Here is a 22,085-nt window from a genome sequence, read left to right as displayed (position 1 = left end):
CTTAAGTGATTTATGCTAATTTTTCTTAATAAATAAAACAAATTCTAAAATTTTGAGGACTATAACTTTTATCCAAAAGTAGGATTTAAAGTAAGAGCTTTACTCCAATGCAACTAAGATCAGTAGTTCTGTGCTTTGGAGACTGTTGATATGAAATTGCAAAAATTGATCGCAACTTTAAGCTTGACCACAGCTATTGCGGCGACTCAAGTAGTTTACTCGCCTCATCTAAAGATAAAAGAAGCTTGGGCTCAATCTCCAAGACCATACGTCATTCTTGTAAACGGCAATGCTGATTGTTGTGTTTGGTCTTCTACAAGTAGTCTGTACATGGGAGAACTATGGAATATCCCAAATGCTGAATTTAGAATGACGGCATGGGATCATTTTCAACATGGTGGACGACAAAGAAAAAACCTTGATATCGGGGTATTAGGAAGATATTCTACATCTAATGATGCAGACTTTATCCGTGATGCTTCTGATTTTATCAATAATCAACTTGCTCCCAACAGGCCTTTAGTTATTATTGGTCATAGTTATGGTGGAGACTCTGTAATAAAGTTAGCTCATCGTGTTAACAGAACTATTCAGTTTTTGGGGGTCATTGATCCAGTTGGAGCTGGAGGATTTCGAACTCCAATTCGAGATCATGGTGTACCTTCCAATGTTGATTACTTCTTTAATCGATGGCAAGAAAATGCTTTTGCTACGGACAATATAGTTCCTTTTGACAGCCGAGGAAGTGGATCGATTAATGGTTGTCGAGCTGGAACTTGCGACCAACGACCACAGAATCTTGCCAGAAATGCAGATGATTCAGAAATTAGAGTTTCTTGTGGTCCACAAGAGGTTACTTGCGAAGGGTGGAGATTACCAGGCTGTAATTTTGGTGGTTGCTGGTCTGGCTCTAATGGAACTAAAGCAAAGCGCTTAACACATAACCCGATGCCTAGAGATGCTTATATTCAGCGTCAGGTGCTTGAAAGAGTGAATCAGGCTATAGCAGGCTTTACACCTCCATCCCCCATAGCTCAATCTCAAATCAGTCCTTCTCTTCTTGAGGGAAGATGGGTAAGAATTCAGAATCGAAACTGGGGAAGTTGCCTGAACTTACAGAATGCTGACCGCAATGGAGTAGGTGTCAACTCATGGGAATGTGTTTCACATCCTGACCAGGAATGGAAAATTACTGATGTTGGGAATGGATACGTTAGGATTCAGAATCGAAACTGGGGAAGTTGCCTGAATTTACAAAGTGCTGACCGCAATGGAGTAGGTGTCAACTCATGGGAATGTGTCTCACATCCTGACCAGGAATGGAGAATATCTCCTCTGTAGCTAAACAATTACGAAAGGGCTGCCTAACATTTGCGTGAAGTGGACTTCTAGAGTTAGATCCGGTTTAATACAGCGTTATGTTCAGCCGCTGACGCTCACCGTTAAGTCTTCACAAGCCTGTTTAATCCTGTATGACTAATACCAATTTCCTAAATGCCTGCTACAGATAAAGCCTCTAAAATAAACTGCCATCCTGTCAAAGAACTAATGACTTGAGTACTTAATTGGCTCAAGATTTCTTGCACAGAATCTCTCAAATCCTGTAAACTGTCAAAACTTTCCCATTTTAGTTTCTCTTTGAAATACTCCCACAATCTTTCGATTGGATTCACTTCCGGACTATAAGCCGGTTGAAGACGTGGCACTTTTAATTTTCCTTGGAGTCGATAGCGTACCCATTGATGTACTGTGCGATAAGATACTTGTAAGTCGTAACAGCTTGACAGCCATTTTTGAACTTCTTGATAACTCTCAAACCCTTCGGGGTCTTGGAGTTCTGTTTCTAACTTTTCTACTATCTCCTGTGTCATCAGTCTCGGTCTTCTCTGAAATAGAAGAAAGAATACTACAAATTACTTTTGCCCCCTGCTCCCCTGCTTGCCATTTTTAGCAAACATTTAGCCATTTCAGGTTAGCAGTCTCATCTGGGAAGCTTGTAGGTGTTTTACGAAACCTAAACCTAGTATTAATATTTTCTAAAATTTAGGTTAAAGGTTCTCCTAAGTATTGACAATTGGGATTGGGTGTAAAACAAAATGAAGGAGACTGATTATGGTCATTGCCTCCGTACCAGAGCAAAAGGTGAAAATCGGCCCAACTCAGTTGCTGATCAACAATGAATGGGTGGACAGCGTTTCCGGGAAACGGTTCGAGACAATTAACCCAGCCACGGGGGAGGTAATTTGCCATGTTGCTGAAGCTGATGCTGCTGATGTTGATCGGGCAGTGGAAGCGGCAAGGAAGGCTTTTAGTAGTGGGGACTGGAAAAATATGTCTGCCACTGGGCGCGGCGAGTTACTCTACAAACTTGCTGATTTGATTGAGCAAAACATTGAGGAACTGGCACGCCTGGAAACTCTAGACAATGGCAAGCCGCTTAATGATTCCCTCAAGGCAGATTTACCCCTAGTTATTGCCTGTTACCGCTACTACGCAGGCTGGGCTGATAAAATTCAAGGCAAGACTATTCCCATCAATGGCCCTTATTTCTGCTACACACGTCATGAGCCAGTGGGTGTGGTTGGCCAGATTATTCCCTGGAACTTCCCACTGTTAATGCAAGCTTGGAAGCTGGCCCCAGCCTTGGCCACTGGCAATACTGTTATCCTGAAAACCGCTGAACAAACCCCTTTATCTGCGCTACGCATCGGTGAACTGATTGTGGAAGCGGGTTTTCCCCCCGGCGTGGTCAACATTCTCTCTGGCTATGGCCCAACTGCTGGAGGTGCAATTGCTCGCCACATGGACATAGATAAAGTTGCCTTTACTGGCTCAACTGAGGTGGGCCACCTGATTATGGAGGCAGCGGCCAAGAGTAATCTGAAGCGCGTCACCCTAGAATTAGGTGGCAAGAGTCCCAATATCGTCTTTGCTGACGCTGACATGGATCAGGCAATTGAAGGGGCTCACTTTGGTTTGTTCTTTAACCAAGGACAGTGTTGCTGTGCCGGTTCACGGGTATTTGTTGAAGAAAAGTGCTACGACGAGTTTGTTGCCAAAAGTGTAGAACGGGCGAAACGACGCACCGTAGGCAACCCGTTTGATACCCAGACAGAACAAGGGCCACAGGTGGACAAGGAGCAGTTCCACAAGGTAATGAGCTACATTGAGTCTGGCCAACGGGAAGGGGCGAAGATGTTATGTGGTGGTAGTCAAGCTGGTTCGCAGGGCTATTTTATTGAGCCTACTATCTTTGCCGATGTTCAGGATGAGATGAAGATTGCCCAAGAGGAAATCTTTGGTCCAGTAATGAGCATTATCAAGTTCAAAGATATTGATGAGGTAATTAAGCGAGCCAACACGACAATTTATGGTTTGGCTGCGGCCGTTTGGACTAAGGATATTACCAAAGCCCACGCGATCGCTCACAGTCTTCGTGCTGGTACTGTCTGGGTGAACTGCTTTGATGTCTTTGATGCTGCTGCTCCTTTTGGTGGTTTTAAACAGTCTGGCATTGGTCGAGAATTAGGCGAGTACGGCTTGCAGCAATACACTGAAGTGAAGACAGTCACGGTGAAATTGTAGAGGTTATTACTTTTTATCACCAGACAAAGTAACAGGTGGGGTTTAGCCTAGTAATTAAAACACTACTGAGGTGCATATTCCTCAAAATGGTGCGGGCAATCAAGCCCGCGCTTACCTTCATCCTGCCTACCTCTATTGCGAGTAATTTTAACTTAGGTTAATTTATATGTATTGGCAAATCAGCAGATTTACAGCTATAAGACTCTTGCTATTATCTTTTTTTCAGATTAATAAATCTATATAGAAACTTACACTCATTGAGCAATTACTGAGCTAACAAATCAAATCCTTAAGTAAGCGGCTGGATAAAACTTGCCCATAACATCTATAGAAGTTATTAAGGGTTTACCATACTCAATAATTAAGTTAGGATTAGTTTTAATCAGAATATTAAATAAATTCAAAGATATGTTTATTAGAGAAACTTATAACTATAAAGAAAATAGTTGCAGCTTGCCAGTAAAGTCGGTCATGATGAGCTGCGACTTTGAGGTAGGAATAACCAAAAAAAACTCAATTGTTGAAATTTATAGAGGTTCTTTTAGCTTTGATCCCTCTTACCTAAAAGGAGTAGGATTAGAAGCAATTACAGTAGAAAAAAAGTTATTTGTCATTTTTACATTCAAGGATGGAAAATATAATGAATTTTTTTGGGATCTGCCGTGGAATAATCCCTTTGTAACCTTCCGAGAAGGTAAATTAATCGGGCTGCAATGGTGGAATCCTTTGTTTATCTTGGAAACAAACAAGTTCAAGCTTTGGCGAAAAAAAGAAAGTTTACAAATCAAGGCTGGCCCTGAGTTCGAGGGGGTAGTAACTTATTCTGAGTTACGACAAGTTTAGGGCAAACCAAAATAAATAAGTCTTACTTTTGTCTAGAGAAAATTCAGGGTTTTAACTTTTTTTATAATTACTCCAGTATGACCAGAGACTTAACTAATTGGTTGTGCATCCTCAAACTAGAAAAAATACCTCTTAGCCTCCGTAATTACTCAAGTTAAAAGTTAAGTGTAGATAAATAAACCAAACTACAAAAATGCCAAATCAACAACACGTAATTTGTCTGAGGCAAGGTTCAATTTTTTGGAATCAGTGGAGAGAAAGTAATCCTCAAATCAAGCCAGATCTTAAAAAAGGGATTTTCCGAGGAAGTCTGAGTGGGGTAAACCTTAATCAAGCTAACCTTAGTGAAGCTGATATTAATAAAATTGATTTGAGTGAGGCAAACCTTAGTCAAGCTGACCTCAGCAGAGCAAGAGTCAGTTACGCTAACCTCAGTGGAGCCAATCTTAGTAGTGCAAATCTTTGGGTTGCTAACCTGAGTGACACCGACCTCAGAGGTGCTAACCTGAGTAATGCAGACCTTAGAGGTGTAGACTTCAGTCAAGCTAACCTCAGAGGTGCTAATCTCAGTGGAGCCAATCTTAGTCTAGCCAAACTGAGCGGAGCTAACCTGAGTGAAGCTAACTTAAGTAGGGCAATTCTTGTTGCTACCAAAGCCCTGGGAACTAACTTTAGTCACACTATATTTACTGAAGCTATCTTAGACAGTTGGCAGCTTAACAAAGTCACCAATCTTGAAGAAGTAATTTGTGATTACTGCTATTTAAAGAGCCATCAGAGGGAACGTAGTCCGAAGAGTGGTAAATTTGCTCCGGGAGAATTTAAGCAACGGTTTGGACTAGTTACCGAAGAAGTAGTTTCAACGTAGCTGACTAATTCTTAGGCAGATCCAAGACTTATAATGGCTACTTGCTAATATCGGAAGCAGATAAACTCTCAAGCAGAGTTTTTTCGGCAATCTCGTCGAGTTTTACTGGCTCTGACTTGAGCAATTCTTGCCATTGATTAATCCACATGAGATTATCCGGCTGGGAGCGACGCAGTTGAGCTAAAGTGGCGATTGCTTCGTGCCAGATGCCTGCATCTGCATAAAGGGCTGGGTAACTTTGGGGTGCTGCTATCTCCAACTCATTAATTAAACTGGGCTTAGGTTCAATTCGTTGTACCCACCCTTGTACAAGTAAATCTCTAGAGCGATCTTCTGCATCGTAAATAATACCAAAGTACCAGCGATATAGTTTGCCAATTGCTAAGGGTGCCAAGCTTTCTGTGGCGGGTAAACCGAAACTGACGATGCCATCTGTCTCGGGTAGTTTTAGTGTGGTTTCGTAAACAATATTTTTGTCTTCATCAAGTAGAGTGAACACCCCTACTTGTCCGGAAGTTTGGGGCACATAGACAAAAAAAGTTGGATACTCTGATACCGTCAACCCAAACTGAGTTTCTGGTATCAAGGCAGTTAAAGACTTCCCTTCATGGAAAAAAGAACTTCGCAATGCTTCCGTTTCTCCTCCAATCGGCGCTATGCCCTCTGGTGGGCTGAATTCTAACGCTATTGAGGGAGTGGTTAACCAGAGAGAAGCTAGCATTGCAGCAGCCAGGATTGTTAGTTTCATGGCGTTTATACCGTTCCTTGGCGTCTATGGGATCAATAAACTAAGGGCGAACTCCTTCAAGCTTAACCTCGTCGATTCTGGTAGTCGTCATCGGATTAGTGACCCCAATCGCCCTCTAATGCTTGACCAGTCAGGCATTTAACCCAGCTCAACAAAAGCGATCGCTTTTCTCTTATCCTGGTTACCATACCTGCCAAAAGCTTACTAATAATTATGAATAATCCTACTCCTACGCCTAACCAAGACACTCTTCAAAAGCTACCTAGCCCGTGGCGCTGCTTGACGGGGGCTTTAATTTCTGGAGGATTTGCGAGCGCACTTTATTTGCTGACAACCTCCATTGCCCAAAGCTTTGCCAGTAAACCCCTGCCTTCAACTAACCAGACAGCCGTCAATATTGCGATCGCAGTTCGCACTTTGGTGGTTGGTATGAGTACCTTAGCGACGGCTATCTTTGGTATCGTGGCTGTTGGTTTAGTTGCCCTTGCAATTCAAGTTTCCCTGGGACAGTTAAGAAACCGCACGGCTTCAGATTCTGATAGTCAGTAATTCTGACATTACATCAGGAAACACGGTTTTTTTGCTTCTTCAGACAGAAGCGTTTCGCTAGGTAAAGATGCCAAATTAGAAGCTGAACTCTCTGGAGAGGCAATAGTGACCACTGGCGTTTGGGTATTGGGCGACCAACTGTGGACAGAACAAGCAGCACTTTCTAGCTATTTTCCGGAAAAAAAGAACACACCAGTAATCTTAATTGAGTCTCTCAAGTATGCCCAACAACGACCTTACCACCGCCAAAAACTGGTATTAATTTGGTCAGCCATGAGGCATTTTGCCGAGGAATTACGTCAAAATAATTGGTCTGTTACCTATGAGATAGCCAATGACTTTGAAGCCCCTCTCCAAGCTTGGGTAAAAAAACACAAAATTACTGAATTGCGGGTAATGAACCCCAATGATCGACCCTTCACTCAGATAGTTAATAATCTCAAACTCAATTGCCAAATCACCTTGGTTGCCAACAATCATTTTTTGTGGAGTAGCTCCGATTTTCAGAAGTGGGCTGCTTCCCAAAAAAGCTTAATCATGGAAAACTTTTATCGATCAGGACGCAAGCGTTTCCAGATTTTGATGGAAGGAAACCAGCCAGTGGGGGGTAAGTGGAACTTTGACAAACAAAATCGCCAACCGCCGAAAGGTAAGCTGAACACACCAGAAGCCCTCTGGTTCGAGCCCGATCAAACAACCCTTGAGGTGATTAATACGGTTAATTCTCTAGATTTCCCAAGTTATGGAGATGCAGAACCTTTCCGCTGGGCGGTAACTCGTTCTCAGGCACTTCAAGCATTAGATTTTTTTCTTAAACATCGCCTGCCCATGTTTGGTCCCTATCAAGATGCGATGGTAACTGGAGAGGAAACAATGTGGCATTCGATGCTTTCCCCCTACCTGAACATTGGCTTACTTAACCCCATGGAAGTGATTATGGCGGCCCAAAGAGCTTACCATCAAAATAAGTTAGACTTAAATAGTGTTGAGGGTTTTATTCGCCAGGTTTTGGGTTGGCGAGAATACCTACACGGCGTCTACCATTACATGGAAGCCGACTACCCAGAGAGTAATTGGTTTAATCATACTAGGTCACTACCCGCATTTTATTGGAATGCTCAAAAAACAGACATGAACTGTCTGCGACAAGTCCTTGAGCAAGTTCAGCGTACTGGTTATGCTCACCACATCCAACGGCTAATGGTACTGAGTAACTTTGCTTTAATTTCAGGAATTTCACCCCAAGCAATTGAAGATTGGTTTCATGGGGCATTTATCGATGCCCACGACTGGGTAATGCAGACCAATGTAATTGGTATGGGTCAGTTTGCCGATGGAGGTATACTGGCATCAAAGCCTTATGTAGCCTCAGCTAACTACATTAATAAAATGAGTGACTACTGTGGTAAATGTGTATACCAGTACCAAGAACGTACTGGAGAGAAAGCTTGTCCTTTTAATTTACTATACTGGAACTTTCTGGCTCGCCATCGCGAACAACTAAAGTCTCAGGGTCGCCTTAATTTAATGCTGCATCACCTTGATCGCATTTCTATTGAGGAAGCAACAAAAATCAACCAAGATGCAGCAAACTGGCTGAATAAAATAGATGCTGCTACATAACTAGTTAAGCAGTTTTTCAGAAAATTCGAGGCTGAACGCTACAGAAAATCCGATAATAAAGTTAAGCCTAAATATATAAGGGTGTGGCTACTTACTTTCCTGGCTCTGGTGAATCAAATCAGAGTTTGGTGAGTGATGGACTCAATTTTAGCTGTGAATAAACCAAAAGCTCGACCAGAAATTATTCAGGCTGTTGAGCCTAGGCAGGGTGAATCACTCAAGAGTTCCCGTCACTTAATGATTTATCAAATTTACTCACAGTCTACCACTCCCCAATTATGACTATCGATAGCCAAGAACTTGTACAAGCCTTTACTGAAAGGATAGAACTGACGGAAAAGCTGTTGGCAATTGGCACAGCGCTTTCCAGTAGTAATGACTTGGATGAATTACTACATTTAATTCTATCCAAGAGCCGAGAGATTACTTTTAGTGATGCCGGTAGCGTCTATTTAATAGACCGCATTGAAGGAAATTCTAAGTTACTGTTCAAGGTGGCCCAGAATGATTCTTTGCCTGGTGTTTCTCTTGAAGAATTCGCTATGCCCATGACGCCAAAAAGTCTAGCAGGGTATGTAGCGCTGACTGGCGAAAGTTTAAATTTACCTAATGCCTATGATTTACCGCCAGATGTTCCTTATGAACTAGCCCGCACTTTTGACACAATCATGCCCTATCGTACTCGCTCAGTACTAGTGCTGCCTATGCAAGACCAGGATGGGGAAGTTATTGGTGTTTTACAGCTAATTAATCGTAAGCTGAAATCTGACATCATTTTGACCACTGAAAATGCTATGGAGATGACCCAGCCGTATTCAGAGTGGGAAGAAAGAATTGTGCGGGCTCTTGCTTCTCAGGCGGCAATTTCCATTGAACGAAATCAGTTGCAAAAGAATATAGAAAATCTTTTTGAAGGTTTTGTTAAGGCCTCTGTTCAAATTATTGAAGCCCGTGATCCGACAACTTCTGGTCACTCGGAAAGAGTTGCAGAACTGTCTGTTCGTCTGTCAGAAGAGGCGAATTCTGTAAACCATGGTGCGCTCTATTCAGCTAAGTTTAGCACTCGCCAAATTCGAGAAATTCGCTATGCCGCCCTGTTGCACGACTTTGGTAAAGTTTGTGTTCCAGAAGCGATTTTAGTCAAGCAGAAAAAACTTTACCCTCAACAATTAGAGGAAATTCGTCATCGTTTTGCGATTGCTCAACGTACTCGAAAAATGGAATGCGCCCAAGCAAAATTCCAGCATTTACTGGAACATCATCACCACAAACACCCTGAAGAGGTTTCTAACTCTAGCTGTTCCCACTGCCAGGAACTCGAACGATTTGATGCTGAACTTGCTCAAACTGTGGAGAAGCTTAATAACTATTGGGAACTCATTAAAGAACTCAATGAACCTAATATCGTTAAAACTAGACAGTTTCAAGCTTCTTCTGAGGAAACTTTAGCTCAACTTAAGGCTTTGTCTCAGTATAGTTATCACGATTTTGACGGTGTGACCAAACCCCTGATTTCCCAGGATGAAATCGTACAGTTAATGGTTCCTAGAGGAAACCTGACACCCCAAGAACGCTTAAGCATTGAGACTCATGTTACTAACACCTACCACTTCCTCAAAAAGATTCCTTGGACAAAACACCTCAAGGAAGTTCCTGCTATTGCCTATGGACACCACGAGAAGCTTGACGGTACTGGCTACCCTCAAGGTTTGAAGCAAGAAGAAATTCTCGTCCAAACACAGATTCTCGCAATTGCAGATATCTACGATGCACTGACGGCGAGCGATCGACCTTATAAACGTCGTCTAATGCCAAACATCGCGCTAAACATCTTACGACAAGAAGCGGCTAACAACAAAATTAATAACAGCTTGGTCGAGCTATTTGAACAACGCCAAGTTTTTACCGTTTTGGGTCACACTTTGGAGGTTAAAGTAGCTTGATCTCAGAGGGGTCTTTGGAAACGAGGGTAGTGTAGCTAGAGAGAGTATTCTCATTAGTACCTTTTTTAGCTGTAGTCTTTGTGTACCTGAAGTATTCTATATGCTCACAGAACCAATGCCCGAAGGGCTATAGCCTGTTGACTATAGTCGCAACGCAACGTCCTAGCTGATTTAGGTAAGTTTTTGAGATCTAGACCAGAAAAAGAGACATTTGCAATTCTTATCTTTCCCTTGAGTTTTCCCCCAAGGATTCCCCAGTGTTTCCACACAGTAATTCCACATTTTCCACAGGTTGCCGAAGTTTTTCCACAGGTAAGGACGGTGGGATCGGCTCTTACCGCCTTACTGGGGATTTTCCTTGGCGAGGCTCCTTGGCTGGGTAAATACTTAGTTAAGGTTAAGAAAAGTAAATAAAATTAGGCTCTAAGCCTCATTGTTTCGTAAGATTTTTCAGTGTTTGAGAGTTGCTGTAATATTTCGCAGCATTGACAACACCACCCCATCTCGGTTGACAATGAAGCGACCAACCAATTAAAAGTTTTGATTTGAGAAAAACACCCGCCCAGCAAAAGTGAGTGTTTTTTGCAAGTTAATTTGTCTTTACTTTCAGATGTAAAACCGGCTTTTCAAGGCACTGAAAGCAAGGTTGCTTTGTCCACCACCGATAACAAAAATAGGTAAATATGAACGCAACCGTAAGCATACTGGCAGAAATCCCCGAAGACCTACACGAGTCCCTCAAGCGTTACCTAGAAAACCATCCTAGCTGGGATCAAGACCGAGTCTTTGCCGCAGCACTATCACTGTTTTTGCTTCAAAATGGAAGTTGCAAGACCCCAGAAGCATCCCAGAGTTACCGTGCCTGTGCTCGCGTTTATCTGGAGTCCCTCTTTCAATATCCCGCTTAACTGAACTCAGAGCAGAGGTGGTGGAAGCTGTGGAAAAATTTTGATTCTTAATTGCTAAACTAAGCTTCTCCCTCCCTTACTTGCTGCTTACCCCCAGACCTAACTAATTTTCTGCGGAAAAAATGACAAAAGCTACCTCACCATCTACTCTGGTGATTCCTCAGGTGATTGTTGGTTTGGGGAATCCAGAATCAAAATACGACCGAACCAGGCATAATATTGGCTTTGAGGCTGTTGATGTCCTAGCTCGTCGCTGGCAAATGTCCTGGAGCGAAAATCGGCGCTTCCAGACACTTTTGACCGAAGGACGCAGCCCTCAAAGAGAGAAGATCTTTTTGCTCAAGCCGCTAACCTATATGAATCGTTCTGGTCAGGCAATCCGTGCCGTTACTGACTGGTACAAGCTACCCCCAGAATCGGTGCTAGTTATTTACGACGACATGGATTTACCAGTAGGGCGTCTGCGATTGCGCCTTTCAGGTTCTGCTGGAGGTCATAATGGGATGAAGTCTACGATCGCACATCTCGGTACGCAAAATTTCCCCCGGTTGCGCATTGGCATCGGTAAATCTGGCGCAGAGAAAAATAGCGTCTCCCACGTACTAGGAAAATTTTCCCCAGCAGAAACCCAATTAATGTCAGAGGTTCTCCAGCTAGTGGTTGAAGCGGTAGAACTCTCTCTCAAGCAAGGTATTGAAAAGGGAATGAGTCTTTACAACAGCCGCAATGTCACAATTAACGATTAGCTATGGAGACAAACTTACCAAAATAATGGGTCTAAAGCCCCGTGCTTTTAGCGCGGCTTTGTTTAACTGCGCTATACTTACCCTAAGTAAGTCAGCGTAATCATGTGGGTATTTGAAGCAAAACTTCAGGGAACAAACGGGCAGTATGAGCGGCTTAATCAAGCCATTCGTACTGCTAGGTTTGTTGGTAACAGTTGCCTCAGATACTGGATGGACAACAAGGGAATTGGGAAATACGAGTTGAGTGCTTATTGCGCTGTTCTCGCCAAAGAGTTTCCCTTCGCTTTTCAGCTCAACTCTCAAGCTAGACAAGCCTCCGCTCAAAGAGCTTGGTCTGCTATCACCCGCTTCTACAACAATTGCCAAAAAGGCAAGCCAGGAAAAAAGGGTTTTCCACGCTTCAAAAAGCACCAAACTCACGGTTCTGTTGAGTACAAAACAACGGGATGGAAGCTGTCGGAAGATAGAAGAACCATCACCTTCACCGATGGTTTCAAAGCTGGAAGCTTCAAGCTGTGGGGAACCCGTGACTTGCATTTCTATCAGTTGAGTCAAATCAAGCGGGTTCGAGTTGTTCGTCGTGCTGATGGGTACTACGTTCAGTTTTGTCTTGATGTTGAGCGGGTTGAGAAACGAGAACCGACTGGTAAGACCATTGGGTTAGATGTTGGCTTGACTCACTTTTATACCGATTCCGATGGACAGACTGTTGAGAATCCCAGACATCTGAGGAAGTCCGAGAAAGCTCTTAAGCGATTGAGTAAGAAGCTTTCTCGCACCCAAAAAGGCTCGAAAAATAGAGCCAAAGCTCGAAACCGTTTGAGCAGAAAACACCTCAAGGTAAGTAGGCAGCGTCAAGATTTTGCCGTGAAGTTGGCAAGATGCGTAGTCCAGTCTAACGACTTGGTTGCTTATGAAGACTTGATGGTACGAAATATGGTCAAGAATAGAAAGCTCTCTAAGTCGATATCGGATGCTGCTTGGTCGACTTTCCGTAACTGGTTGGAATATTTCGGCAAGGTGTTTGGTGTAGCTACGGTGGCTGTGCCACCTTACTACACCAGCCAAAATTGCTCTAACTGTCGGAAAGTCGTCAAAAAGTCTTTGAGTCAAAGAACACATCGCTGTCACCATTGTGGGTTTGTTTTAGACCGAGACTGGAATGCATCCCGGAACATTTTGGAACTAGCACTACGTACCGTGGGGCACACGGGAACGCCAGCCCTGAGCTTTGTCGAAGGGTTAAACGCCTCTGGAGACATCGACCTCTGCATTGGTGGGGAAACTCCTCAATGTAAGCCGAGTCGTGGAAAGAGGAAACCCAAAGAGTGATCTTTGGAATCCTCGTACCTAAAGGTCGAGGAGGATGTCAAATAATCTGATTTAGACAGGAAAGGTCAGCCGAGCCAAAATGCACACTCAAAGCAATATTCACGTTTTCCATAGATTTAACTAACCACGGTACGCCTTCTCTGTTAGAAGACTCGTAGTGATTAAATAAAATAGCAAATCGCTTTTCCAAAGAAGGCCTGACTTTGCCACACACCAGCACAATCTTGAGCAATAATCCTGTAGTGGTAGTTGCACCCAAGTTAGTGGTCAAATCAACAAAAATAAAGTGATTGGGTCGTTGAGGACTCTCCACCACCAGAAAGTTTAGTAACCTGCTACAGGTGCGCACCAGCAAGAACTCACTAGGTTTTTGATAGTCATTTACCCTAAAAGTACTCTTGAGATAAGAATGCAGTTGATCGTTAAAATGGCGTTTTCCGTAGGCTGAATCAATGGAAGCCGTTAAGTACTCATACAAATCATCCTTAAAATTTTTGTAGGAAGAAGTTTGGTGGCTGTGAGTGAGAAAGCTTTGCGCAAAATCCCTGTAAGTACCTGTTCTATCGACTTTGCCGACAAAATGTTTGAGGGCTGCGCCCAACTCACCATCGCTTAATAATGTCGGATTACTCACTGGTTGAATTACTCTTGTTGGTAGTGCAAAAGCATGATTACGCCGAGCATGAGCGCAACGCACTTGATACGTTACATAGTGGGATAAATTTAGTTCAAAGCGCCGTTGACTGGCACCGCGAATTTGCCGCACAGCTTGCTGGTGTTCGTAACTACTATCTTCACTCAACAGACAGTGCTCGTATAAATAGGGATAACGCTGAATTAAGGCCCCTATTTCCTGGGAACCGCTGCCACTAACTTGTACTGTGTTACTGAGTACTTTAGACAAGCGTCGCAGCTTCAGATATTGCTCGGTTTCCCGAAACAGCTTGACCAAATGCCGCAGACGTCTGGCTCCACGAGATTGTACACTGTGTAGATTAGGTGGCTTTTCAAAAACGGCTACTAACTCCGGAATTGCCCATTGCAGTTGAGGTTGTAATCGCCAGCGATTAATCAGAATGTGGCAGCAGCGATTGAGAACAAACTGGAATTCTTGCTCAGCTTGCTTGCTCATGGCCAATTTTTCTAGGACAAACCAAATTTGCTGATCTTCGTATTTTGAGCCATTCCAGAAGAGGCGGCAAAAACGCAAAATCATTTGCCTCGGTGACTCAAGCTGTACACAATATAGTAGATGATCGTACAGCTGCTGCTCTTCCGAGATAGTTTGTCGCATGTCAAAGTCTGTCCAAGTAGTCACTTTGAGTCAACCCTCCTAGGTGCAAAGGATAAAACCAAACTTAATTGCTTTTACCCTTAATGATTTAAATTCCAACTAAACTTACCCTCGGCTGATGACCTCTACAATTCAGATTCATCATAATTAATTACCTAGTGAGGGTATGCTAAATGACGGCTGAAATTGTCTAAAAAACCCTAGTAGATGCACCTATTCATCAACTCTGAAGAGAGTTTGAACGAGAAGTGCGCTAAGACAGCGCCCTTGACTGTAAAGTTTTGTTTAATATACTATCTCATCGCTCCCTTGTGTTATCCAAAAAATTTGCTGTCGTTCAGCGGAATTTAGTCAAAATTGGGACAAATAGCCTTATGTTTGGTCAGCTTCGTGTGAATCAATTAGTTGATATTGTTGCCGCCGAGCCGGTAAGTCTTTCCCAGGAAACAGCCTCTTCGCTCTTCACGGGTATTACGACCGATACTCGTAGCCTCAAACCTGGTCACATCTTCGTCGCACTGCGGGGTGAGAATTTTGATGGCCATGACTTTGTAAAAGTTGCTTTACAGCAAGGAGCAATCGCAGCACTAACTGAGCGTGGCACAAATACCCAACTTAATGGTATTCCGCAATTACAGGTAGAAGACACTTTACAGGCATACCAACAAATTGCTAGGTGGTGGCGTGATCAGTTTGACATTCCAGTAATTGCCGTGACAGGCTCTGTTGGCAAAACTACTACTAAGGAGTTAATTGCAGCAGTTTTGTCGACAACAGGGAAGGTTCTTAAAAGCAAGGCAAACTACAACAACGAAATCGGTGTACCGAAAACTTTGTTGGAATTAGATTCAAGCCACGACTACGCCGTAATTGAAATGGCGATGCGTGGACCAGGACAGATTGCGCTATTGGCTCAGATAGCGCGCCCCACAATCGGTCTGATTACCAATGTGGGGACGGCCCACATCGGTATTCTAGGTTCTCGAGAAGCGATCGCTAAGGCTAAGTGCGAGTTACTAGCCGAAATGGCCGACACCAACGTGGCAATCCTCAATCATGACAACCAACTCCTAATGGCAACTGCTGCCGAGGTTTGGCAAGGACAGACTTTGACTTATGGTCTGGAAGGTGGTGATTTACAAGGACAGCTAGTTACTCCACAAACCTTAGGCATTGACGGTATACAGTTAACTCTCCCCCTAGCTGGTGACCATAACGCCCTCAACTACTTAGCCGCGCTGGCGGTAGCTAAAGTGCTTGAGGTTGACTGGACACCTCTGAGCAAAGGTTTAGCGGTAGCAATGCCATCAGGGCGATCGCAGCGCTACGATTTACCTAATGATATTGTAATCCTTGATGAAACCTACAACGCAGGACTAGAATCGATGCTTGCTGCACTACAGTTGCTAGCCCAAACTGAGGGAAAGCGGCGGATTGCCGTGCTAGGAACTATGAAGGAATTAGGAGAACACTCCCCTGCACTGCATCGAGAAGTGGGAAATACTGCCGAGCAACTGAATTTGGATGCTTTGCTGGTTTTGGTAAATGACCCAGAAGCGACAGAAATTGCTGCTGGCGCTGGTTCGGTGCCATCTGAGTGCTTTGAGAATCATGAGGTTTTATTAGAGCGTCTCAAGGAAATGATGCAACCAGGCGATCGCATTTTGTTTAAAGCTTCTCGTTCCGTTGGTTTAGATCGGGTGGTTAATCAGTTGCGCGAGTCAATTTCTTGAATTGAAACTAGAAAATTGAAACTATCAGCTAGATTCTGGTGTGTGCAGCTCAATTAACCATTGGCACGCAAGAACGATATTTTCTAGAGGCGACGAATCAAGAGCCTTTCAAGCGGGGAAGAAGTCAAAAAATTGCTCTAACTGATAAGAGTGAAAAAATTGAACAATGCATATTATTAATCTTGGTTCTGATGCTGAGTCAATGATTCAGCAAGCGGCGAGATTGTTAGTTGAAGGTTTCCAAGAGCATTGGCCGAATGCTTGGCCCGATATGGATAGTGCTTTGGAGGAAGTACAAGCATTTTTTAGCACAGACAGAATTATCCGTGTTGCAGTGGATGAAACTGGTCTAGTGTGGGGATGGATTGGTGGCATTCAGCAATACGACGGCAATGTCTGGGAACTGCATCCTTTAGTGGTGCGTTCTGAATATCGGGGCAGGGGAATAGGAAAATTGCTGGTTGCAGATTTGCAAGAGCAAGTGAGGGAACGTGGTGGATTAACTCTTTGGCTGGGGACAGATGATGAAAATCAAATGACTTCACTGGCGGGTATTGACCTTTACCCCGATGTTATTGAGCAGATTACTAATATTAAAAATTTGCGCTGTCATCCCTATGAATTTTATCAGAAGTGTGGTTTCGTAATTGTTGGGGTAATGCCGGATGCTAATGGGTTGGGAAAGCCGGATATTTTTATGGCGAAAAGGGTTCAAAGGTGAAGTAATCAATGTTTACTCAAGCCAAAAATTGTGCCTACAGAGGGAGTAATAAAAGACTACTTAATGGGTAATCTAACTATCAAATAGTTACCCTTTTACATCCGAGTTTTTCCTTCCCTATGTCACTGCCCAATCTTGAAGAACTTGCCAAGCAAGGAGATGCCAAGGCGATTACTGCCTTACTGAACGACTCTTTAGAATCTCAAGGCATAACTGCCAAAGCTTCCCTTAACAATGACGACTTATATATTGTCCTCGAAGCTGCCGAAACTCCTTCCCAAACAGAAGCGATCGCTCTGATCAGTGAAGTGATCACCAGCTTACAACCGGGATCAATCGAGGCGGTGACAGTAGACGGGCGTCAAATTGGCAGTGATACACCCGCTTGGCATCAACAGTTCTTCTTTATGGAGACTTCCCCTCAGCTTGCTACCGACAACGCCACAACTGAAGAGCCTTTTTCTCTTGACACCTTTACCAAAAAGGTGGCTGAGGTTAGCGAATCGATTGGCAATACCACCTCTGTTGCAGGAAAGACAATGGCGCAGAGAGCCACTGGAGTAGGCGAGGTGGTAGGTAAGACTACCTGGGCTACAGGCAAAGTCTTTGTGGATAAAGCAACTGGGGTAGGTAAGGCTGTCGGCGAAACTTTCCGGCAAGCTGGCAAGGCAATGAGCAACACAGCCGCCGGAGTAGGAGAAGCGCTCGCAGACATCGGCGCAACGATCGGCAATCATACCTCCAGAGCGGGTAAAACTGCCGTCAACACAGCAGTTGGTGTCGGTGGCACAGCTCTTAGGCAAACATACCAATTACTCAGTCAAATTACTCAATTCGTTGCTGGTGTTCCGATACTGGGCAAAATCTTAGATCAGGTAGATGTGGTCAAAGCCCAGAACGCAGTCAAAAAACTCCAGAAAAAGTATCCTCAGGAAACACCAAGGCAAATCTCTCATCGAATCATGGTAGAAAAGGCTGTTTATGCAGGTAGCAGTGGACTAGTTACTAGCTTGGTGCCAGGAGCAGCAGCGGCTTTGTTCGCTGTCGATTTAACGGCGACAGCGGCATTACAAGGAGAAATGGTCTATCAGATTGCGGCGTCTTATGGGCTTGATTCAGAAGATCCCGCACGCAAGGGGGAAGCCTTGACTATTTTTGGTCTCGCCCTTGGTGGTAATCATGCAATTAGAGCAGCTCTGGAGTTGTTGCAAAATACACCAGTGGCAGGAGCATTTATTGGTGCTAGTACCAACGCTGTAATGATTTACTCAGTAGGTTATGCTGCTTGCCGTTTCTATGAAGCCAAGTTGGATGAACAAGATACGGGAGAAGCACTCTTCAGTTCACAAGAAGCAAGCCAAGACTATTTGAAAACTGCGATCGAGCAACAAATTATTATGGATCAAATTTTGGTTCATGTCATTGCTGCGGGAAATCCACAAAAGTCTTGGTCAGATCTATTGCCTGACTTAGAAGCTTTACATATTAGCCCTGCATCCTTGGCAGTGATTAAGGCTAACTTGCAATCTCCGCCACCTTTGGAGCAACTTCTGGATCAACTCAACCATGACTTCGCTATGCCGCTACTAGCTCAATGTCAGCAAGTAGCCCGACAGGATGGGACTGCGACGCCAGAAGAAGCCGAGGTAATCAACAAGATTTCTCAAAGGTTCCAGATTGACCTCAACGCGCTGCAACAAGAAGTGATTTAGCCCTTAAATGCTCATCACCTCATCAGTTTTTTACACACTGGATCAATTCGCGGGACTCTTGTTTAATCAAGCCATCCATTGCTGATTCCTGTAACTTCATGAAAGCCTTGAGATCCTCTAGCTGATACTTGGTTGTCTGCAATAGTACCCGCAACTGATTTTCAGATTCTACTGTCAGATAACCAGTAGCAAGAGTATGTTGAACGATTTCACTAATTCTAATCATCTGCTTGCTCCTCCGTCTCAAATTTCTTAGAACACTCAACAACATTTACCATTTAGGCAATAGCTGCCAGCAAACCTTTCTGATCCCTAAATCCCTAGGGTGTAACAACCATTGTTCACCAGAGTGCCTCTTTCTCAGAGTAAAGCCTAAGTCCCAGTCCATTTTTTTACTTAACACTAGTAGTTATCACCCTTAGCTTCGCTATTTATTCAAAAGTCTACTTTCTGCCCTTACTGAATTCTCTAACTATCACACCCAGATAATTTCTGAGAGGAATGTAGCTGAAATTTCTAGATGTTACTGCTCAAAAAGGCGGATTATCAAAAAAAATAATCGTCTTTAATGGTCTAACCAATGATAGTTATTGATCTAACTTGTGCATTGACTCCTACTCTTGTATCCACAAAATACTGATCGTACCAGTTGAAAAGAGCCAACGTAGCTGTTGGAAGAGTGAATTGTTGATCGAAAGTCATCCTTATGTCTGTAACAAAACAAACAGACTCATTGAGTTAATAGTTTGTTTCCTGCTCCGCCGGTTTTTGCCTAATAGAGCAAAGAGAGTACGCTAACTCTGAGAATAATACAAAATAAGGTGATTAACTCAAAGATAGTGAAACAAAACCATCAGGGGTAATTTTTCCGGAGTTAACAACAGCAAATCCTTCTGTAGGTACAGGAGGAAATTCCTGGAGAGAATTAAACATCCTTTCAATCACCTCCTCTGGTACTTGGCGTTTTCGTTTTTGGTTCCAAGCTTTGCAGGTTTCTAGCGGTGTTTGTAGGTGCCATGCTATCCATTGACAACGGGGAGCATAGAGATTAAGCTGCTTGAGTATAGCGACACGCCAAGAACGTTGGACATTAGTGGCGTCATAAATGATAGGTTGCCCTGATCTCACCGCTGCAAGAATTTGCGCTAAAACTTGTTCTTCTATAACCTGCCATTCTCCCTGAATGCTGGCATCACCGTAAAGTGCTTCGCGGATTTGGTCAGTAGAGACAATTCTGAAGTCACCCTGTTGAGCAAGTTGTGCAGCGAGGGTGGATTTACCGCTACCGGGAGGGCCAATTAGAAAGTGACAAATGAGGGGTTTGCTCATCGGTTCCTTAGTTATGGTATATCTTCAATCAGCATGAACTTACCACTAGCTCACTTGATTCAGTAAAATCAAGTATCATTCTGTATCGGGCCTAGTTGTGCATCAGTCTGTTGCTGTCGCAGTTCATTGTATTAATCCCGATTGCCCCTGTCCCTATCCTCAGCCTTGGGGTAACAAGTTTTGCCAGAGTTGTGGGGGAGCACTGCTGCTAAATCATCGCTTCGTTCCCCTCCAATACCTAGGTTCAGGGGGATTTGCTCGTCTCTACACTGTTTGGGATTTGCTTTCTCAGAGAGAACAGGTACTTAAGGTATTGGTGGAAACTTCGCCAAAAGCACGGTTACTGTTTGAGCAAGAGGCCGCTGTTTTGGCAAGCCTAGATCATCCCGGCGTCCCCAGAGTGGAGCAAGATAGCTATTTCAGCTTAAGACTAGATAATCCCCAAGGACGCTTACTGCCTTGCCTGGTCATGGAAAAAATCAACGGCAAGACTTTGGAGGATATTCTAGAGGAACATCCACAGGGGTGTCTAGAGGCATCAGTGCGCCATTTGCTCTACCAGGCGCTGGAGATTTTACGGGAGTTACATCGTTCTGGAATTATTCACCGTGATATCAAACCGTCGAATTTGATGCTGCGGCAAAAAACGGGCCAGATGGTGGCAATTGATTTTGGCGGAGCAAAACAAATTGGCTCAATTCCCCTGGTTCCTGGCGGCAATTCGACACGCTTGATTTCTCCTGGTTACTCTCCACCAGAGCAAATTATTGGTGAGGCGGTTGGGCCGCAGGCTGATTTTTATGCCCTGAGTCGCACGATGATTCAGTTGCTCACGGGTCAAGATTTGGCAGATTTGCAAGACCCCACGACGGCAGAGTTTCAGTGGCGTAATCGTGTGGTAGTTAGTCCAGAGTTTGCTGACTTACTCGACGATATGGTACGCAGTGATCCCCAACAAAGACCAGCAACAGCTACTGAGATTCTGCTGCGTCTGGATATGATTAACCCACTAGGCTCTTATCGTAGATTAACCCGGAACTCTGTATCAACAAAATTGGTAACAGCAGCAACAAGGGGGATGCAATTATCAACACAAGCCATCTTCGCCTGTGGTAGGGGTATTACTGCCCTAATGGTTTTTGTGTTGCAGGTGCTTACTGGCATCGTCCTCGCCTGTCTAGATACAACCTCGGAGATGGTATTTGGGGGAGTTGGGGCCGCTATGGGAGCAGCGGCGGGGTTTGCCTTGATTAATTTAACCACCGTAGGGGATTATTTTGCTGATTGGTTCTTCCAACAAATGCCACTTTACCTTCCAGAAGTTCAGATCAGGGGATGGCGAGAATTACTGCTGTTTGCGATCGCAGGTTTAGGTACAGGCTGGGGTTTAACCTTGCTTGGAGGCTTTGGTCAGCAGCGACGCTTTTTGGCGGCAGGTGCCACAGGTATGCTTGGTTATAGTGTCGGCTGGCTACTCTGGCAGACTTCAGCTTATGGTACACCCGATGATCGGTTGCTGGGATTGATCAGTGGTGTTGCGGTTGCCCCTTTAGTGCTGGGGTTGGGGTTACCTAGTCATTACCTAGTTCACGCCTTGGTGGGGGCAATTGGTACGGGTGCCGTCTGCGGGGGTCTAGTTTGGTTAGGGATATTGCCTGGATCGGTTTTAGTTAATATCTTTTCTTACTCTGACGCTAGCTGGCTGGATTTTATCCAGAGTGTGACTTTCTTTGCTTTTTTAGGTGTCATCCTAGGATTCTGGCTAGGAGTGAGTTATTACCTCTTGGTGCCTGTGCTGCGTTGGTTGGGTTGGCGCTGAATCGCAGTCTGTCTAATAGTATTGGAAAAAGCTCCCTACCGCGTGGGGAGAGAGCCGAATAAGTATCGTGAGATTAGCTCACAAGTACTCGCATTCTTTACCTAAGAAAATCTTAGTCAGCTTATGTGACGTACAAGTGACGATCCCGTGTCGCTGAAGTGAAAAATGATTTACAGGCAGCCAAAGGCAGTATGATTTATTGCGTTGCGATAGATAGATTATCCAGGAAGTTGCTCAACGGAGACGGAAAAAAGGTTTGCCTTGGGCATTATTCTGAGTCTTGAGCAGTTATATGGGCAAAAAAATGCTCCCTTGCCTGTCTATAACAAGAG

At 44.1% G+C, this 22,085-nt stretch carries 21 protein-coding genes; 16 read left to right on the top strand and 5 right to left on the bottom strand.

Going from position 1 to position 22,085, the window contains the following annotated elements; translation table 11 throughout:
- Window positions 1–150 precede the first annotated feature (150 nt).
- Window positions 151–1,341: an RICIN domain-containing protein gene (locus ACT7WV_RS09840; RefSeq protein ID WP_445102734.1), complete on the top strand. Its 1,191-nt coding sequence runs from the start codon at window positions 151–153 to the stop codon at window positions 1,339–1,341.
- 149 nt (window positions 1,342–1,490) lie between these two features.
- On the opposite strand, the gene ACT7WV_RS09835 is transcribed toward ACT7WV_RS09840, so the two are convergent.
- Window positions 1,491–1,871, bottom strand: a complete 381-nt coding sequence (locus ACT7WV_RS09835; RefSeq protein ID WP_445102733.1) for a transposase — start codon at window positions 1,869–1,871, stop codon at window positions 1,491–1,493.
- A 241-nt stretch (window positions 1,872–2,112) separates the two neighbouring features.
- Between ACT7WV_RS09835 and ACT7WV_RS09830 the strand changes: the two genes are divergently transcribed.
- From ACT7WV_RS09830 to ACT7WV_RS09820, 3 genes are all read left to right on the top strand, one after another.
- Window positions 2,113–3,585 carry an aldehyde dehydrogenase family protein gene (locus tag ACT7WV_RS09830; RefSeq protein ID WP_445102732.1) on the top strand — a complete coding sequence of 491 codons (1,473 nt, stop codon included), beginning with the start codon at window positions 2,113–2,115 and terminating at the stop codon, window positions 3,583–3,585.
- Window positions 3,586–3,993: 408 nt separating this feature from the next.
- Window positions 3,994–4,428 (top strand): hypothetical protein, encoded by a 435-nt coding sequence (locus ACT7WV_RS09825; RefSeq protein WP_445102731.1) that lies wholly within the window; start codon window positions 3,994–3,996, stop codon window positions 4,426–4,428.
- A 193-nt stretch (window positions 4,429–4,621) separates the two neighbouring features.
- Window positions 4,622–5,296: a pentapeptide repeat-containing protein gene (locus ACT7WV_RS09820; protein WP_445102730.1), complete on the top strand. Its 675-nt coding sequence runs from the start codon at window positions 4,622–4,624 to the stop codon at window positions 5,294–5,296.
- Window positions 5,297–5,333: 37 nt separating this feature from the next.
- On the opposite strand, the gene ACT7WV_RS09815 is transcribed toward ACT7WV_RS09820, so the two are convergent.
- Complete coding sequence (locus ACT7WV_RS09815; protein ID WP_445102729.1) at window positions 5,334–6,044, bottom strand: DUF928 domain-containing protein; 711 nt, start codon at window positions 6,042–6,044, stop codon at window positions 5,334–5,336.
- Between ACT7WV_RS09815 and ACT7WV_RS09810 the strand changes: the two genes are divergently transcribed.
- The 8 genes from ACT7WV_RS09810 to ACT7WV_RS09775 all read left to right on the top strand — a co-directional run bounded on the left by ACT7WV_RS09810 (window position 6,043) and on the right by ACT7WV_RS09775 (window position 13,145).
- Window positions 6,043–6,186, top strand: a complete 144-nt coding sequence (locus ACT7WV_RS09810) for a hypothetical protein (protein WP_445102728.1) — start codon at window positions 6,043–6,045, stop codon at window positions 6,184–6,186. The two genes, ACT7WV_RS09815 and ACT7WV_RS09810, sit on opposite strands and share 2 nt — an antisense overlap.
- A gap of 71 nt (window positions 6,187–6,257) precedes the next feature.
- Window positions 6,258–6,593 carry a DUF3082 domain-containing protein gene (locus ACT7WV_RS09805; protein WP_445102727.1) on the top strand — a complete coding sequence of 112 codons (336 nt, stop codon included), beginning with the start codon at window positions 6,258–6,260 and terminating at the stop codon, window positions 6,591–6,593.
- A gap of 105 nt (window positions 6,594–6,698) precedes the next feature.
- On the top strand, window positions 6,699–8,216 hold the full coding sequence (locus tag ACT7WV_RS09800; protein ID WP_445102726.1) for a cryptochrome/photolyase family protein: 1,518 nt from the start codon (window positions 6,699–6,701) through the stop codon (window positions 8,214–8,216).
- A gap of 135 nt (window positions 8,217–8,351) precedes the next feature.
- The gene (locus ACT7WV_RS09795) at window positions 8,352–8,498 is read left to right on the top strand and encodes a hypothetical protein (protein ID WP_445102725.1); all 147 of its coding nucleotides are present in this window, start codon (window positions 8,352–8,354) and stop codon (window positions 8,496–8,498) included.
- Entirely contained in the window at window positions 8,495–10,159 is a 1,665-nt protein-coding gene (locus ACT7WV_RS09790) for an HD domain-containing phosphohydrolase (protein ID WP_445102724.1), read from the top strand. Before ACT7WV_RS09795 ends, ACT7WV_RS09790 begins: the two co-directional genes overlap by 4 nt.
- A gap of 683 nt (window positions 10,160–10,842) precedes the next feature.
- A complete protein-coding gene (locus ACT7WV_RS09785; protein ID WP_445102723.1) occupies window positions 10,843–11,067 on the top strand; it encodes a DUF2811 domain-containing protein in 225 nt (74 codons plus the stop codon).
- A gap of 122 nt (window positions 11,068–11,189) precedes the next feature.
- Window positions 11,190–11,813 carry an aminoacyl-tRNA hydrolase gene (gene pth / locus ACT7WV_RS09780; protein ID WP_445102722.1) on the top strand — a complete coding sequence of 208 codons (624 nt, stop codon included), beginning with the start codon at window positions 11,190–11,192 and terminating at the stop codon, window positions 11,811–11,813.
- A 102-nt stretch (window positions 11,814–11,915) separates the two neighbouring features.
- Window positions 11,916–13,145 (top strand): RNA-guided endonuclease InsQ/TnpB family protein, encoded by a 1,230-nt coding sequence (locus ACT7WV_RS09775; RefSeq protein WP_445101398.1) that lies wholly within the window; start codon window positions 11,916–11,918, stop codon window positions 13,143–13,145.
- Between the two features lie 37 nt (window positions 13,146–13,182).
- On the opposite strand, the gene ACT7WV_RS09770 is transcribed toward ACT7WV_RS09775, so the two are convergent.
- On the bottom strand, window positions 13,183–14,463 hold the full coding sequence (locus ACT7WV_RS09770) for a hypothetical protein (protein ID WP_445102721.1): 1,281 nt from the start codon (window positions 14,461–14,463) through the stop codon (window positions 13,183–13,185).
- A 350-nt stretch (window positions 14,464–14,813) separates the two neighbouring features.
- Between ACT7WV_RS09770 and ACT7WV_RS09765 the strand changes: the two genes are divergently transcribed.
- From ACT7WV_RS09765 to ACT7WV_RS09755, 3 genes are all read left to right on the top strand, one after another.
- Window positions 14,814–16,172: a UDP-N-acetylmuramoyl-tripeptide--D-alanyl-D-alanine ligase gene (locus ACT7WV_RS09765; protein ID WP_445102720.1), complete on the top strand. Its 1,359-nt coding sequence runs from the start codon at window positions 14,814–14,816 to the stop codon at window positions 16,170–16,172.
- A gap of 166 nt (window positions 16,173–16,338) precedes the next feature.
- Window positions 16,339–16,893: a GNAT family N-acetyltransferase gene (locus tag ACT7WV_RS09760; RefSeq protein ID WP_445102719.1), complete on the top strand. Its 555-nt coding sequence runs from the start codon at window positions 16,339–16,341 to the stop codon at window positions 16,891–16,893.
- Window positions 16,894–17,012: 119 nt separating this feature from the next.
- Window positions 17,013–18,605, top strand: a complete 1,593-nt coding sequence (locus ACT7WV_RS09755; protein WP_445102718.1) for a hypothetical protein — start codon at window positions 17,013–17,015, stop codon at window positions 18,603–18,605.
- Window positions 18,606–18,627: 22 nt separating this feature from the next.
- Here ACT7WV_RS09755 and ACT7WV_RS09750 read toward each other — a convergent pair whose 3' ends face one another.
- Together ACT7WV_RS09750 and ACT7WV_RS09745 are read right to left on the bottom strand one after the other, a co-directional pair.
- Complete coding sequence (locus tag ACT7WV_RS09750; protein WP_445102717.1) at window positions 18,628–18,831, bottom strand: hypothetical protein; 204 nt, start codon at window positions 18,829–18,831, stop codon at window positions 18,628–18,630.
- A gap of 599 nt (window positions 18,832–19,430) precedes the next feature.
- Window positions 19,431–19,934, bottom strand: coding sequence for an AAA family ATPase (locus ACT7WV_RS09745; protein ID WP_445102716.1), 504 nt, complete (start codon window positions 19,932–19,934; stop codon window positions 19,431–19,433).
- A 97-nt stretch (window positions 19,935–20,031) separates the two neighbouring features.
- Between ACT7WV_RS09745 and ACT7WV_RS09740 the strand changes: the two genes are divergently transcribed.
- Complete coding sequence (locus ACT7WV_RS09740) at window positions 20,032–21,753, top strand: serine/threonine protein kinase (protein WP_445102715.1); 1,722 nt, start codon at window positions 20,032–20,034, stop codon at window positions 21,751–21,753.
- Window positions 21,754–22,085 lie beyond the last annotated feature (332 nt).

It is taken from the genome of Symploca atlantica LB2515 (assembly GCF_052546295.1).
Note: the sequence above shows the minus strand (reverse complement) of the source record. Positions and strands in the feature narration are given on the sequence as shown.